The following is a 16,001-nucleotide window of genomic DNA, read 5'->3' on the forward strand; positions in this document are numbered from 1 at the left end:
GCAGCTCCGCTGACGGGGTCCTTCAGCGGCGCCGGCTCGCTCGCCATCCATGGCTGCTTGCGCCCTCGTTCGCGCCCCCGGCCTCGGCGACGCGAGGGGGCGCTTGTCTTTGGACGCGGTAGCTGAGCTGTGAGTCGCACGGTTGCTCTCCTCAGGGTCTCGACGCTTCAATCACCACTTCAGCTAACAGACACGTAGATCTCCACGAGCTGCCCCGTCCCCGCATCACCCGCCGTCGACTCTACCGAGTAGTCGTCAGGCCCGAAGCCCGTGGTCGCTGGGCTGTTCAGCGCTACGTTGGCCGCCTTGTTCTCTTCCGTCTGCGACGCGAAACAATGGCTCCCGATGTTCCCGACCATGCAATCGGCATTGGAGCTGCCAACGAGCAGATCGTCGAGCCCTCCCATCGCCGCTCCAACCCCACCGGAGAAGAGCGCCTCATAGGTCCCTTCCGAGATCTGGTTCCCAGACATCAACGCCCCGCTGAGCCCGCCCACGTAGGCGTGACAGATCAAAAAGGAGTTGCCCTCCGTGCTCCAGGCCATCGCTTTGAGAAATTCCAGCGGCTCATCGACGTCTAGGTTTGGGCCTATCGACCACGTCGCCCCCATGTCCGCGGTGCAGGAATTACCCGTCATCGCCGCGCTGTCGAAGGAGCTGAGCAACACCGCGCAACTCCACCCTCCGGGCTGGGTCCACTCGAGATGGGTCTTGTTGGCGCTCATCAACACCGCTCCCCCCTCGAGCGCCGTCGCCCCTGGGTCCACCATCTCCACCGTTGGCAGTGTAATATCCCCAAAGTCCGATCCTGCGGGGAGGCAAAAATCATTGACCTCGACCACCGCGCCCGCGGCAGGCCGTCGAAGCGCCCCAGTGCTCGTGAGCGCCCCCGCAACATAGAGCTTCCAACTCATGTCCGTGTTCGTCGGACCGTCGCCGGGAATCGGGCTGCCGTAGGAGGTCAGGCTGTTCCCCGTCACCGTCACTGCGCCAAATGCCCGCCGCACCCACAGCGCGCGGCCGAGCGGATGCACGACCTCGTTGCCGCGTACGACCACCGCCGAGCCCTTGCTCGCGTTCGTCCAGTCCTTGATCGGCTCTGGCGGATTGGCCCCGCCAGTCCCCGTCAAGAAGGCCGGCATCGCCTCACCCGAGGTGCCTTCCTTGTCCCGAATTCGCACGCCCGTCGCCTCGCCAACAGCGATGCCACCTCGCAGGCCATAGCGATAGACCTGCCGACCCGTGCCCACCTGGCCCGTGTCCGTGATCATGTTGCCCTCGATCACGGCGTTCATCGCCGCGACGAGGCCAACCCCGCACATCGGCATCTCGGTCTGGCTCTGGCCGTTGCTGCGGATCGTGTTGTCGCGGATCCAAGCGTTGACCGAGGCCGCCAGCACGATGCCGCCCACGGCGACGTCGTAGTTCACGAAGCCCTCGGAGGGCAGAGCGATCAGCAAGTTATCCTCGATCACGTTGCGTGCGATGTCCGCGTCCGTGACGACGATGAAGCGCGCCGCCTCGGCGCCAGCGCCCTGGTAGTCGTAGCCGTGCGGGAAGAAGAGCGTGGTCGAGATCCCGCTGAAGCCGTGGTTGCGGATCTGGTTGTCGTAGATGCGCAGGTCCTCCACAGGTCCCGCAGGCAAGAAGATCTCGCCCTCGGGCGCCGTATGAGTCGGCGGCAACGGGCGGCGCTGAGGGCCGCAGTCACAGTCGTCGGGCTCGGTCTCGGTTGTGTAGCTCATGCCCGCCGTCGGGGCCTGCACGCGCACCGCCTTGACGGTGATGTCATCGGCGTCGTCGGCAAAGAAGTCGCCGTGACCAAGGGCGATCCCGTGGCCCCAGCCGCCGTCGATCGTGCAGCCCACGATCTCCACGTCACGCGAGGTGCTGCGCACGTTCACGCCCCACAGCGAGCTCGACACGCCCAGCTGGCCCGCGGAGGCCGTCACTTCGCAGTCGTGCATGCGCAGGTGCTCGCCGCTGAGGACCACGCCAAACGAGAAGTTCAGCAGGTCCACGCTCGAGACCTTGCAGCCGATGATGTCGACCTCGCGCGCGTCGATCAGACAGATCCCTGGCGCCGGCAGATCGTAGGTCGAGAGCTGCCCCGCGGTGTCGATGGTGAAGCCGCCTGTGCTGTGGATCCACAGCTGCTCGAGGCGGATGTCCGTGCAAACACCGGCGTCCTGCTCGACAATGACGCCGACCGCGGAGAAGCCCTCGATCGCCAGGTTGCGGATCACGATGTTGTCCGAGTCTCGAATATGGAGCACCGGATCCAGGAAGGTCGTGAAGTCCGTGCTCCCGGAGCTCGGCTTCGGGTTCTCGAGCACGCTCTGATCTCCGCAGCCCTCGATCACGATGTCGCTGCGACCGTCGATCAGCGCGTTGCCCTCGTGGACCCCAGGCAGCAAGCAGATCTTGCCGCCGTCGGGGACGACGTCGATCGCGTCCTGGAGGGTGCTGACCTGGCCAAAGCTGCGCTTGCCGTCGCCGACGGTGACCGTGCAGCAGCCTCCGACCGCGCACAGCGGGGTCAGCTTCGCCCGACAGTCGCTCGCCTCTCCCGCAGGATCCGCGCCGCCGGTCCAGTCTATCGTTGCGATCGGCGTGTAGAAGCGCCGCGGACCGTGGGGCGGGACGGCCGTCTCGCCGCCGAGGTTCCAGGGCGTGACGACCTCCGGCGTGCTCGGCCGCGCGGCGATGATCCAGTAGTCGCCGGGCATGCCGTCTGCGCTGATCGTGACCGAGAGCCCCGTGTTGCCCAGCGAGACCAGCGAATCCGAGGAATAGGAGATCTCAGTCGAGTCCGAGGCCCCCCCGCGCTCCCAGACCCGCAGATAGAAGAACTTTCGCTCCTCTGATGGGTCGTCCTCGTTGTCGTAGACGTCGTGATCCGCGAGCCACTCGATCCAGTCCGCCGGCACGTCCGTGTCGATGACCAGCTCCTTGGTGCTCGGGTCGTAGGTCGTGGACACCCGCGCGAGCATGCCCTGGCTCTCCGCGACCTTCTCACCGTTGGGCAGCAGCGCTCCCCAGGGCAGGATCTCGACGACCTGATCCGCGAGCGGAAAGTGGGTCACGTCCCCCGGCTCGGTCAAGAAGGTGAGCCTGCTCTTTTCGTTGGTGTCGAGGACCTGTACCCGGTAGAGGCGCGAGGCGTTGTCATAGCCCCAGACCAGCTTGTCCTCGCGCAGCTCGACGCGGATCGCCTGGTTCTCGGCCTCGACGTAGCCGCTGGTGGTTGGATCCGCGCAGATGTCCTGCTCGACCGGATCCGCGTCAAAGCTGACGCTGAGCCGGGCCTTGCTGACGAGCTCGCCGCTGCTCGAGTCGTAGTCGCCGCGCGTGAGACTCTCGATCAGCTCGCCAAAGGCCGTCTGGCAGTCGCCAGCGCTCACGTCGGACAACACCTCGAAGCGACGCATCCGTTTGATCCGCACCGAGGTGTCGCGTCCGCCGAGCGCGGGCTCGAGCAGCTCGCGGTCCTCGACGGCGGACACGGGCTGCTCCCACGCAAGCATGTAGACGAGGTCGAAGCGGTCCTCCATGCCCGCCGTGACCGCCGGCATGTTGGCGGCGTCGGCGTCGACCTGCAACCAGTCGCTCTGCCGCAGGAAGGTCTCGCTCGACTCCATGGCCAGGCGCATGCCGCCCAGGTAGTAGCTGCCCGCGGCCAGGGTGAAGTTGAAGGTGTCGTGCTCGCTGTCGTTGGGCAAGGTCACGCTCTCCAGCTCGGGGCTGGTGAGCGCCATGCCTTCGTTGGGCGTGCCTCGCGTGCACATGATGTCGAGCATCGTCGCGCGGAGCTCCTCCGCGGCGATCTCGGCGTGCTCGTTGAAGTCGCTGTCGACGAGGACGCGGCCTTGCTGCATACGCACCGAGGAGTAGTGCTTGGCGGGCTCGAAGAGGAAACGTGATTGGTCTGGATGGCTCATGATTTTGTCCTCGAAGATTTGAATTAAAAGATTTTGACGTACTGAACGCCGTTATCCTCGGTAGCGCTCACACTGCTGTCACAATCGACGACAGTCGAGTAGGCCACGGCGTTTTTTTGATTGACTGCACCATCGCCATCGACAGGGAACATGCAGTGAGACGCTGCATTCGCTACCAAAAGCGAGTCACCCGCAGTATACGCCAACTCTTCAGCAGACGAGGTTCCACCAAGATCGGCAGCATGCCGCGCCAAGCAAGAAAACAAACAATCGTACTTCCCCTCATCAAAGCGATTACCACTCGCCTTGACCAGGCGCCCTGCCCCGACCCAGCAATTCAAAAAAAGATAAGAGTAACTCGTGGCTGTTGTCATCAACTCCCCAAGCAGCGCACCATCCTCGGTCCCTGACAAAGAGTTCGACATCGACGCTGACATCACATTATTCATGACCGTCGCGGAGTCAAAACTAGAGACCAAAACCGAACAGCAGTAGCCCCCCAGCCACTCCCATTCGAGCCTGACGTGGTTACCCATGAACTCCACGTTCCCGCCCCGAATAGAGACATCGCTGTCAACCATCTGAGCCTGCGGGTAGTTCGGAATCACCGTGACCAAAGCATCTAGAGGGTACGCAAAATTGGAGATCTGCACACACGCACCTTGAGACGAGAATGTTCCTACTCCAGTATAACTGACCACCGAGTTCTCTAGCCCCGTCGATGTCGGATCCCCGAGGCTCTGCAAGCTGTTCTCCGAGATCACCATCGGTCCAAACCCCCGAAGCACCCACAGCGCCTTCCCAACCTGATGGCGGACTTGATTCCTGCGCATGATCAACGCGTGGTCGTTGCTGCGCTGCGTCCAGCTCGGGCTGATGACGGTCACACCCTCGGGCGCGTCGCGGAAGGTGTAGCCGCGCACAGCGGAGACCTCGTGGATCACGACTCCCCCCCGCAAGCCAACAACGTCGAGGATTGTGTTGGCCACCTCGTAGGCAAGGCCGTTGTCAGCGATCTGATTGCCTTCGATGATGAGGCCCTGCCCCGCGATCACCGCGACACCAGCAATGGGCGTTACCCAGGCCGAGCCCGATGAGTTCGCGGTGTTGTAGTTGTCGGTGATCGAGTTGCCATGGATATGAACGTTCAACCCGGCGGCCAAGACCACCCCGCCTACCGCAGTGTGCAAGTTTGTGAAGCCCGTGCTCGGGAGGTCCTCAGTCTGGACGTTGCCAATGATCTCGTTGTTGCCAACCTCGAGATCGATCGCCACGATGTAGCGCGCCCCGGCGACCCCAGTATGGTCGATGAAGCCCCCCGTCGACACCCCGGACAGACCCATCCCACGGATCCGGTTGTTGCAGACGTGCAAATCAACCACAGGTCCGGCGGGCGTCCAGTAATCATCTTCGCCGAGGGAAGTCGGACTCTCGCCCGCTGGCGCCCAGCCACGCAGGTTGCTGATCACATCGCCCAGGCTTCGCGTCATCCGCGACCACGCCGTGGGCTCATCGATACTCAGCATTTCCCCCTTCTCAAACACGATCAAGTGGCCCAGCGCCACCCCATGCCCCCAGCCGCCGCGGATCAAGTTACGCTCGACCCGAACGTCCACGCTGTGGCTGAGGATGTGGATCCCCCCCATCGAGAACACATCGCTCCCCTCGACATCCCCAGCCTGGACCGCGTTGTCGTGCACGCGCATACCCGTACCGCCGAGCACCAGCGCAGGCGTGATGTTGAGCTTCTCCGAGACGAGGACCTCGCACCCGCGCACCTCCATCCCCTCCACGCCGAGGGCGAGGACTGCCGCCTGCGACATGGCGTAAGAGCCTGTCCCCCCGTTGCCCCCCGCCACGATCTTCAGCCCTTCGATGGTGATCTCTCGGCAGCGATCATCCGCGTTGCGCAGCTTGATCCCCACCGTCGAGGTCGCCCGCATCGAGAAGTCTCGCAGCACGATCCCGTCACAGTCGGTCAAGGTGATCAGCGGCGTCCCCTGGGTGTAGAGGTCCGTCCCCGAGTCCGCATAGGTCGCGTTGATCAGCCGCGACTGCTCCCCGCAGCCGACGATCGTGACCTTCTTGCGCCCCACGAGCTCGACCTCCGCGGCGTGGTCACCAGGCAGCAGACAAATCCTGCCGCCGTCGGGGACCAGCGCCAGCGCCTCGCTCAGCGTGTTCACCATGCCCTCGCTCTCGGCCCCGTTGCCCACCGTGATCGAACAACAACCCCCCACACAGAGCTTGGCGAGGCTGCGACGCCCATCGCTGACCCTGGAGCGCAGCGGACCCCAGACCGCCTCGAAGGCGTCGGTGATCGTCAGCGCCAAGATCTCGTCCTCGCCGAGCTCGAGCTCGAGCGCCACGCGCTCGGCCTTGCTCATGATCCGCACCGGCACCTCCCAGCGGATCATCGCCAGCGAGGCGTAGAAGCGCCGCGGCCCCATGGGCGCGTGATCGCTGAGCAGCTCCCAGGGGACGACCTGCTGCGGCGTGGCCCGGCGCGCGGCGAGGATCCAGTAGTCGCCCGCGCGGCCCTTGCCCGACAAGCGCAGCTGGAGGCCGGTGTTCCCGAGCGCGACGGGCTCGCTCATCTCGATGAGGTTGGGGCTCTCGAGGTCACCGCCGCGGTCCCACAGGCGCAGGTAGAGGTAGCGGCCCGGAGCGTCCTCGCCGGGGCGCGCGTCGAGCTTCGCGCTCAACGTGCTCAGGCTCGCCGTCGCGTTCGCGCCCGCGCTCAACGCCTCCCTCGCGCTCTTCACCGCCTCGGCGGCCGCCGTCGCGCTCAGGCCCACCAGTGGGCTCGCCGTCAGATTCGCGCTCAGGCCCTCGCTCTCGTCCGCCTCGACCTCGACGTTCGCGTCGAGCCAGTCGAGCATGCCCTGTGGCAGCGCCTCGTCGAGGAGCAGCTCTCCGCTCGCGGGGTCGTAGGCCTCCTCCACGCGGCGCAGCTCGCCGGTGAGCTCGGCCGCCTTCTCGCCGTTGGGCAGCGCCGAGCCCCAGGCGATGACCTCGACCAGCTGGTTTTGCTGCGGACGCAGGAACCCGTCGCGCGGGGGGTTGAGGAAGGTCAGCCGCCGGCCGCCAGCGCCGACCTTCACGCGGTACAAGGGCGCGGCGTTGTCGAAGCCCCAGATGATCGCGTTGGGCTTGCGCAGCTCGACGCGGATCGCCTGGTCCTCGTGGCCGAGGTAGCCACCGGGAGGGGTCGGCGTGCACAGATCCGAGCTATCCGAGAGCACCGAGACCGTCAGCTTGGCCGCGGACACGAACTCGCCTTGCTCGGCGTCGAAGCTGCCCACGCCCTCGGCCTCGAGCGCGGCCATGACCTCGGCGAGGGCGCTCTCCGGAGCGTCGTCTTCGACCGACTCGGCCACGAGGATCCGCCGCATGCGACGGATCCTCGCCGCGCTGTCGGGGCCGCCCAGACCACGCTCGCGCAGCTCGGCGTCCTCGACCGCCGTCACCGGCTGCTCCCAGGCCTCGAGGTAGACCAGGTCGTAGCGCGGGGCGACCTCGAGCAGGCCCACCATGCCAAAGCGGACGTTCTCGCCAGTCAGCGCCTCCGGCAGCATCTCGGAGAAGCTCGGGCGCGTCGGCAGGTTGTCCGCCTTGCGGTCGATCTGCTGCCAGTCGACCTGGCCCAGGAAGGTCTCCTTGCCGGCCTCGATCTGCTGGCGCAGGCCGCCGACGAAGAAGCTGCCCGCGTGCAGGCTGAAGTCGTAGCTCTCGACCCACTGCTTGTCGTCGTAGGCCCAGACGGTCTTCGCCTCGACGCCGCCCACGGCGAAGCCGGCGTTGCTGCTGCCCTGGACCCCGAGGATCTCGAGCAGGTTGAGGCGCAGGTTCTCGGCCCTGAGCTGTCCGTCGTCGTTCCAGTCGGCGTCGAGCAGGCTGCGGCCTTGCTGCATGCGCGCGCTGGTGTAGTGCTTGGCTACGCCGAAGGGGTCTCGGCTGATATCGAGGTTGGCCATGAATCGCTCTCGGTTCTCGCTCAGTTCTCGGTGACCAGCGTGGTCTGAAGGTCGAAGGGCATGAACTCGTCGAGCTTGGCGCGCAGGTCTCCACGCTTGATCGGATCGATCAGGTGGTTCCACACGCCCATCTCGCCGTGGTTCTCGGCCCCGGTCAGGATCTCGCTCGGCGCGAGCTTGGAGAGCCGAGCGAAGCCCGGGTCACCAAAGCGCGGCGACTCCAGCCACGCGATGTCGAAGCTATCGAAGACGTAGTGCTCGTAGGGTCGCGGCCAGCTCCCGTCGATCCCAGCGCTGAAGCGGAAGCAGCCGTGCTGGAGGTCGGTGATCGTCGCGCTCCCGTCGAACAGGCTGTCGCTGGCGTAGAGCCGGTTGGCGACCACGTCGCCGCCGATCGTCGAACCCTCGACGTGGAGCTCGCCAAATTCGACGTCGATCGCGGCCACGCCGTAGTCCACGGCCAGCACGATCGAGTCGCGGATCGTCAGCTTGCCGATCGAGCAGGCGTCCCCGGCCACGGTCCCGAGGATCGGGCCGACGATCGAGCGGTCGATGATCAGCTCCTCGACATAGCCGGCGATCTCGAGCACCACGTACTGGATCGCCTTGTGCGTGGTCCCGTCCGCGCTCATCTGCTGACCGCCGGGATCGAGGGTGCAGTGGCTGATCTCGACGCGGTCCCAGGTCCCCGCCAGCCGCAGGCGGCCGCCGACGGGCGGGCAAGGATCGACCGCGCCCACGCTGGGGTCGTGCAGCCCGATCCACAGCCCGTCGAGGCTCAAGTTGCGCTCGTCCGTCGACACCAGCTTGTCGGCCGCGGTGATCGTCCACACCGTGTCGGGCTCCGACTCGGACTCGACGTAGCGCAGGTAGGGGCGGGTGAAGTTGGCGGCCTGGAGGCGGTAGTCCTCGACGCCGCTGAGGTCGGCGCTGACGTCGTAGGTCTTGCTGTCCTGGAGCTGCTCGATCGCCGCGGTCGCGAGCGTGGTCGAGACCGGCCCCGGCGCGTCGCCGTCGTTGTCGAGCAGGGCGACCGCGTCGTCCACGATGATCGAGCCGCGGCGGTCGTAGCTGCCCGCGCCCACCTCACCCGAGAAGCCATAGTGGAGCACTGGGGCGAGCAGCGGGCTGCTCCCGTCGCTCGCCTGGCTGATCACCGCGCCGCGCTCGGGATCGACGATCGCCTGCTGCATGGGCTTTGCGGCGTCGAGCACCGCGGACAGATCCCAGGTCGAGCCCCAGCCGCTGAGGTTGCCGGCGGCGACCTGCCCACGCGAGAGCGCCGTGGCGCTGTTGTCGGCGCCGATCGCCAGGCTCAGCGCCTGGTTGCCCTCGGTCTCGGGGTCCGGCCCATAGAGCTGAGCCTTGCCGCACTCGCGGACCAGCGCCGCGTCGAAAACGGCCAAGATGTGATCGACGTGGGTGATGTCGTCGGCCGCGCTCGTGGGGAACGAGCCGATCAGCCGCTCGAGCGCGCGCAGGCTGGGGAAGCGCAAGTCCTTGTACTTGGCGAGCAGCTCGACCGTGGCCGTCTGCAGCGGGATCGCCAAGAAGGTCTCGAGCGTGCTCTGGCTCCACTCGAACTCGGCGTGGGCGAGCAGCCGGCGCTCGATCACCTTGGGCATCTGCCACTCGCGCTGCCGCGTCCAGCTCTCGTCTTCGGGGCGATCGGCCACGACAAAGAGCGGGACCTCGCGGCCCGAGGGATCGAGGACGTACTTCCAGGCCGCCCCCTCACCGCCAGCCTCGAGCTCGACCACCGTGGGGTAGTTGATCTCGAAGGCGCGCATGCGGTGGACGTGGAGGTTGACCCGCGGGATGTTGTAGCGCCCCTCGTGACCGCGCAGCGGGCGAAAGTCCGGCGTGTGGGCGAGCTCCTCGAAGGCCGTCCACGCCAGCGCCGGGATCCTCGGGCTGCGCAGGTTGGCCCAGCCGCCGCGGGGCGTGCCCGTGAAGATGGCCTGGGCACGGATCCGCTCGCGGCTCGGCGCCGGCTCGAGCAGGTGGACGCTGCGCGCGAGCCGAAGCCGGGTCTCGAGGTGCGCGCCCAGCCAGCCGGCGATGTCCGCGGACAGGCTCTCGAGCACGCGCGGCGTGCCCTTGCGGCGGCGATACCAGATCGTCTTGGCCACATCCACGCGACGCCCGCGGCGGTTGAGGGCGTGGACCATGCGGGTCGCCACCAGGGCGCCGAGCCTGGCCAGGGCCTCGTCGTCGGCGAGCTCGACGAAGTGGTTCTCCCAGATCCGATCCAGGGCCCGGCGGACCTCCGCCGACTCTTCGCCCATCGCCTCGATGATCCCCCGCAGCGTGCCGGGGCTGCCCGTCGACGCGTCCTCTTCGCGGTGGTAGCCGGGCAGCCACTGCCACAGCTTCTCGGTGTAGTAGTCCGTGTAGCCGTCGAGGGCCACGCCGGCGCTGGCTTGTGTCTCGCTTGCCATTGGATGCTTCCTTCGTTTGCGCTCAGCTCTCGGCCGGCGTCAGGGCCAGGTACTCGCCCGCCGCCAGGGTGATGTGGCGGGGCATGGCCACGCCGTCGATCTGCAGGCTCTCGACCCCGAGCACGCCCTCGATCTCGTGGATCGCCCGGTGCAGCACGCTGCGGTGAAAGACCCCCCCAACGCTGGCGTTGCGCGGCACCAGGAGCCCGTCGTACTCGTCGTAGAGCGCGGCCGCGACCGCGGCCTCGACCTCCCCGGCCACATAGCGCGGGTCGAGCTCGAGGGCGATCGCCAGCGCGCCGGTCCGCGCCTTGGCCTTGGCCACGCTGATCTGCGTGCCCGGCTCGGCCATGGTCTGGAGGTAGGCGACGAGCGCAGTCGAGGGGTCACCGACCTCTGGGTAGATCACCCAGATCTCGACCATCGCCTGGTCTGCGGCCGCGTTCCAGGCCCAGCGCGCGCGGGCGCCGAGCACCCCGCCCCAGCGCGAGGCCTCGACCTCGAAGTCCGCCAGCGAGACGATCTCGTCGAGCACCCGCGTGCTGGCGATCGCCTGCAGCCGGGCCGCTTCCGCGCTCGGAGGCTCTTCGCCGCCGGTCGCCGGCAGCGGGTTGTAGACCGACTCCACCCCATCCACCGGACGGACCAGGGAGTCGATCGTGTTGGCCGCGACGTTTCCACCCACGCCGTAGCGGTAGGTGGCCACCACGTTGTTGGCGCCCGTGGGCAGCCGCGCCCCGAGCTCGCCGTCGCCAAAGATCACGTGGGTCGCGTCGTCTTCGTCGTGGCGGATCGTGTAGACCTTCTCGCCGGCTTCGACGCCGTAGAAGGAGGAGACCCGGCGCCAGGCCACGCCGTCGACGTAGACCGTGAGCTCGGCCCGGCGCCCGCCGGAGACCGTGGCGTCGGCGACGTAGGTGAGCGGCGACTTGGCGAGGGTGAAGCGCTGGAAGCTCTGGCTCGCGTCGCCGGAGCCGAGGATCTCGCGGGTCACGGTCTTGCCCGCGGTGACCTGCGTCAGGCCCCAGGAGAAGGTGATCGGCTTGACGAGCTCGAGTTCGTCGTCGCCCTCCTCGAGCTCGATCGAGGTGATCTGGATCTGCGGGTTGCCGTCCTCGTCGTAGACGCCCCGGCCGACCGCGCGGCGGGCCTCGCCCTCGGCGTCGCGGATGACGAAGAAGGTGTCGTCCTCGGGGAGCAGGCCCTTCTTGGGCTCGGAGAGGGTGACCGCTCGCGGGGCTGCGAGGATGTCGGCGGGGGTGACGGTGAGCGTGGGGAGGCGCTCTAGGACGCCGGCTTTGCGGGCGTTGTACCAGATGCGGATGTCGTTCGTATCATCTGTAACGCCTTCCAGGATACTGGCAAATTCAAGGAAGAGCGTCGAGGCGGGCACTACCATGCCATTGTCGAGCACAATATCACTATAGAGATTAAACGTCACCTTCGCAACACCAACATCGCCACCTCGCTCAACGACAACAAAGTCACCAGCGACAATATTTAAATACAGGCCATCAAGCGTAACCTGAGCAGTGTCATTTTCAAAATGAATAGCAGGCACGTCGATTCCTGAATTGAGATTTGCAAAAATCGACATTGCAACAACATCACGGCTGCCATTTTCAGCGAGCCCCACACCAAGCCACTGCACACCAATGGAGCTCGTGTACGCGACACCCCCCAAATCACCGCTCACCAACTCATCAACAACAACAGACCACATCCAAACACTATCATGCACGCACACCATCATCCCCTCATACAGACTGGAATTACGAGCACGCATGCCAACAAAACCAGACACGACATCACTACCACTCCATACACACATATGAGTTACGGAGGACTGCCCCTCGAACACCTCCCCACCAGCGTCACCCGCAATACGAACGCCAGGGCTCACACTTCCAGAGATGCCCAAGTCGACCACCGCTGAGAGGCCGCCTGCCTTCACCGACCCCAACAGATCACTCGACACATCCAGACCACCTGCCTTGATATATGAGCTCAACTCTACAAAGACATTTACGAATTCCATAAAATCAACCTCACTCGTCCCGAACAAGAAGCTACGGGTAATTTTGAACTTTCATCTGTGGACTGGTATCCTGGGAGGGTCATGCTCACATCAAAGGCTTGGCGCGCGAGCGCGATCCTCTCCATGATTCTCTTCTCGGCCTGCTCAGACGGCGGGGGCGATGACTCGTCGTGCCAAGTCGGAGCCCTCGACTGCTCGTGCAGTCCCGAAGGCCAGTGTTTCGGCGAACTCAGCTGCCAAAGCGGAGTCTGCGTCGATCCTGCCTCCAACGACTCGGCAGAGCCGAGCGCAGACACATCAGGTAGCTCTGATACGTCGGACAGTTCTGACACTTCGACTAGCTCTGGCACCACGAGCAGCGCCGACACATCGGACACCAACAGCTGCGCACCCGAGTTGACGAATTGCGATGGAGAATGCGTCGACCTAATGTCGGACAGCAACAACTGCGGAGCATGTGATAAAATCTGCGACATAACTATCGAAAGTGGTGGATGCGAGAGCGGAGTCTGCCTTCCCGCACTAACTGATTGCATCGAGGCAGCCGACCAAATCCTCAGCTGCGATCAAATCTGTGCGAATGAAGGAAAGACCTGTGCTGAAAGCGGGTGCAAGTTCAACCAGTACACATCCACATATGTCTGGCATATCGCTCTTCCGGCTTGCGAAGATGGAGAATTCGGTCAAATCTCCAATGCAGCCTGCACACACCCTCAGGAGAAACTCGCGGACTACTACCGCTGCTGCTGCCAACAACCCTGACATCACACCACCTCCCGAGCCCGGACCTTCACCGTCCCCCGCTCCGGCAGCGCCCGGTCGTTCGCCACCCTGATCACCTGCCCGCTCCCAACCTCGAACTCCCCATCCAACAGCTCGATCCACGGCCCCTTCTCCCGCGCCCGGATCATCACCTCGTGCACCGCCCGCACGCCGCTCACGCGCTGGATCGCTGCCTCCAGCGCGCTGCGGCGTAGCGGCGTGCCAAAGGTGAAGCGATCCGGGTCGAAGAAGGCCACCAGCGCGGCGACCACCTCTGCCTCCACCTGCCCTGCGTAGTAGCTGGCCGCGACGCAGATGTCCACGTCGACGTCGAGGTCCACATAGTCCGGCTCGACCACGTGGACGTCGCGGCCCAGCTGGCGCACGCTGTCCATCAGGTCCTCGAGCTCGGCCTGCTGCGCGGCCGTCATCGCGTACGCGCCCTTGGGATCCGCCGCCACGAACACCGTCATCCAGCTCCCCGTCCATCGAAAGGTCGCGTTGGCGGTCTGGACCCAGTCCAGCGTCTCGGCCAGGCGCTTGTAGTCTTCGGGGCCCACCGCCATCAGCGGATCGTGGCGAAAGGCGTGGGGCGCGAGCAGCTTGGCCCGCGTCATGCTCTCTGGATCCACGCCGCTGGTGATCGCAAAGGGGTTGCTGACCGCGACGAGCTCCTCGTAGGCCGGCGCGCCGCCCTCGACGGGGTCGACGAGGTGGACGAGGGTCCCGGCGCCGAAGTTGGCCGCGCTGCCCGGGCCGCTGCGATAGCGGACCCGGAAGACCGTGCCGTCGGTGGGGATGCGCCCAAACTCGCCGTCGCCAAAGCGGATCGTGTAGCCGGCGTTGGCGGCCCAGTCCTGGTGGACGAGCTCGCCGCCGTCGGGCAGGCGGTAGCCGATGATCCGCCGCCAGGTCCCGTCCTCGAGGGTGAAGTGCTCGTCGTCTGCGGTCGAGCTCAGCAAGGTCCTGCGCCAGGTCCACGCCCCGTCGGGGTTCCAGGTCTCGTCGTCGACGGCGTCGACCTCCTGGACCTCGATCTCCGGGCTGGCGCTGCGCAGCGCGTCGCCGAGCCAGCCCAGGCCCGCGGCCTCGCAGCTGCGCGGCGAGTAGCGGTAAACCGGCTCGCGCACGCCGGTGATCGCGTCGAGCGGGCCGCCGCGCTCGACCACGTCGAGGGTCGTGCCGTCGCCGCGGACCGAGAAGAACTCGGTGAAGCTCTGGCCGGCGGTCGCGGGCACGACGTTGGCCTTGACCGTGGTGTCCGCGATGACCATGGCGCAGGGCAGGGCCTCGTCCTCGCTCCACGCGACCCGGGTGATCAGCGTGTTCACGGGGTCGAGGGGGTCGGTGAGGAACTCGCACTCGGTCACGTGCACGAGGTGGCGCTTGCCCGCCGAGCCGTCGCTGGGGTCCTCGTGCAGGACCAGGGCGCGGCTCAACAGCGGCCACTTGTCCGCGGCCTCGGTCGGCTGACCGATCAGGTAGAGCTCGGTCGCGCCCCTGGCGAGCTTGGGCGTGTCGCCGTCGGGCTCGTGAACCGAGAGCGTGTTCCAGGCCTCGCGCAGCACGAAGGTCCGCGCCTCGCCGAGCTCGCCGGTGCGCACGTCGGCCAGGCCCTCGCCGATCTCGAAGGGCACCGGGCTCTCGCCGTAGCGCTGGGCCCAGACCCTGGTCCCGGCGGCGATCTCGAACTCCACGTCGTTCTCGGTGTCGATGTCGAGCTCGAGCAAGGTGCTCGGGCTGAGGCCGTCGTGGAGCTCGTAGTCGAGCAGGCGGATCAGCTGACGCAGGGATCGCCGCTGGCTGAGCTCGTCGAGCACGCCCTCGCGCAAGAAGCGGTCCTTGATGTAGTTGAACTCGTCGCCCATCGCGGCCATGAGCTCGAGCATCATCACGCCGACGTCGGCGTCGCTGCGCCAGCTCCAGTCCGGATACTTCTGGCTCGTGTAGTCGAGCAGCGCGCGGCGCAGGCTGACGAAGTCCCGGGCGAGGGGCGAGATCGTCAGCTCGTCCTCGTCCTCGGGGCAGCTGTCGTCGGCCGCGACCTGCTTGCAGTCGAGGGTGCTCGGGCAGGCCTGCTTGAAGCTGAACTCGACCTCCTTGTAGTAGTAGTCGAGCTTGGCGTCGTCGATGCGCAGGCGATAGAGCGAGAAGTCTCCAGGCTCGGCCAGGCTCAGCTCGAGGCACACGCGGTCGCCCACGGCCAGCCACGCGGCGGCCTCGACCTTGGGCTCGGCGACCTGCTTGCCGCCGGAGGGCGCCCAGATCCGGATGTTGTCGAGGTCCGCGTAGGCGTCGCCTGCCGTGCCCCAGGCGAGCTCGGCGTGGTCGGGCTCGATCAGGAAGAACACCCGCAGCACGTCCTGGACCGCCGGATCCACGACCGCGACGAAGTCGATGCCCGTGACGCTCTTGGGGTCCTGATCACGCAGCAGCGTGAGACGATCTTCAGCCATCAGAGCGTGACCTCCAGATTCAAGAAGCGCTGGCTCATGCGCGCGTAGAGCGTGTAGACCACGCTGATGTCGAGGCGCGAGGCGGAGGACTCGACCACGACCTCGTCGACGCGGATGATGTCGCCGAGGGTGTCGTCGAGGGCCTTGTAGATCATCGCCTGAGCCAGCGAGACGGTCGCCGCGCCGATCGGGCTGAACACCAGGCGGCGCACGCCAGCGCCAAAGCTGGGGTTTTGGATGCGCTCGCCGGGGTTGGTCAGCAAGACCTGCTTGATCAGCTGGGCGACGTAGGCCTCGTAGTCGCTCTCGCGGCGCAGGGCCTGGGCGCCCGCGTCGGTCTGCAGCGGGTGGTGAAGGGCTCGGATCGAGGTTGGCATGGCTTGGTC

The 16,001-nt window shown here is 66.2% G+C and carries 6 protein-coding genes; all 6 read right to left on the reverse strand.

The annotated features are described in order from the left end of the window. Window positions 1-179 precede the first annotated feature (179 nt). Window positions 180-3,941 (reverse strand): DUF6519 domain-containing protein, encoded by a 3,762-nt coding sequence (locus G6O69_RS01125; RefSeq protein ID WP_172301673.1) that lies wholly within the window; start codon window positions 3,939-3,941, stop codon window positions 180-182. A 23-nt stretch (window positions 3,942-3,964) separates the two neighbouring features. Continuing rightward, window positions 3,965-7,918, reverse strand: coding sequence for a DUF6519 domain-containing protein (locus G6O69_RS01130; RefSeq protein WP_172301674.1), 3,954 nt, complete (start codon window positions 7,916-7,918; stop codon window positions 3,965-3,967). Window positions 7,919-7,938: 20 nt separating this feature from the next. Then, window positions 7,939-10,359, reverse strand: coding sequence for a hypothetical protein (locus G6O69_RS01135; RefSeq protein WP_172301675.1), 2,421 nt, complete (start codon window positions 10,357-10,359; stop codon window positions 7,939-7,941). A gap of 22 nt (window positions 10,360-10,381) precedes the next feature. Beyond that, window positions 10,382-11,758: a hypothetical protein gene (locus G6O69_RS01140; protein ID WP_172301676.1), complete on the reverse strand. Its 1,377-nt coding sequence runs from the start codon at window positions 11,756-11,758 to the stop codon at window positions 10,382-10,384. Between the two features lie 1,403 nt (window positions 11,759-13,161). After that, a complete protein-coding gene (locus G6O69_RS01145; RefSeq protein WP_172301677.1) occupies window positions 13,162-15,615 on the reverse strand; it encodes a baseplate J/gp47 family protein in 2,454 nt (817 codons plus the stop codon). After that, entirely contained in the window at window positions 15,615-15,992 is a 378-nt protein-coding gene (locus tag G6O69_RS01150; protein ID WP_172301678.1) for a GPW/gp25 family protein, read from the reverse strand. The genes G6O69_RS01145 and G6O69_RS01150 overlap by 1 nt, the downstream gene beginning before the upstream one ends. Between the last annotated feature and the right edge of the window lie 9 nt (window positions 15,993-16,001).

Source organism: Pseudenhygromyxa sp. WMMC2535 (assembly GCF_011083025.2).

Excerpts from the sequence above, each read along its gene's own strand:
- G6O69_RS01125 (WP_172301673.1), bottom strand. The coding sequence starts at position 3,941 with ATGAGCCATCCAGACCAATCACGTTTCCTCTTCGAGCCCGCCAAGCAC.
- G6O69_RS01130 (WP_172301674.1), bottom strand. The coding sequence starts at position 7,918 with ATGGCCAACCTCGATATCAGCCGAGACCCCTTCGGCGTAGCCAAGCAC.
- G6O69_RS01135 (WP_172301675.1), bottom strand. The coding sequence starts at position 10,359 with ATGGCAAGCGAGACACAAGCCAGCGCCGGCGTGGCCCTCGACGGCTAC.
- G6O69_RS01140 (WP_172301676.1), bottom strand. The coding sequence starts at position 11,758 with ATGGTAGTGCCCGCCTCGACGCTCTTCCTTGAATTTGCCAGTATCCTG.
- G6O69_RS01145 (WP_172301677.1), bottom strand. The coding sequence starts at position 15,615 with ATGGCTGAAGATCGTCTCACGCTGCTGCGTGATCAGGACCCCAAGAGC.
- G6O69_RS01150 (WP_172301678.1), bottom strand. The coding sequence starts at position 15,992 with ATGCCAACCTCGATCCGAGCCCTTCACCACCCGCTGCAGACCGACGCG.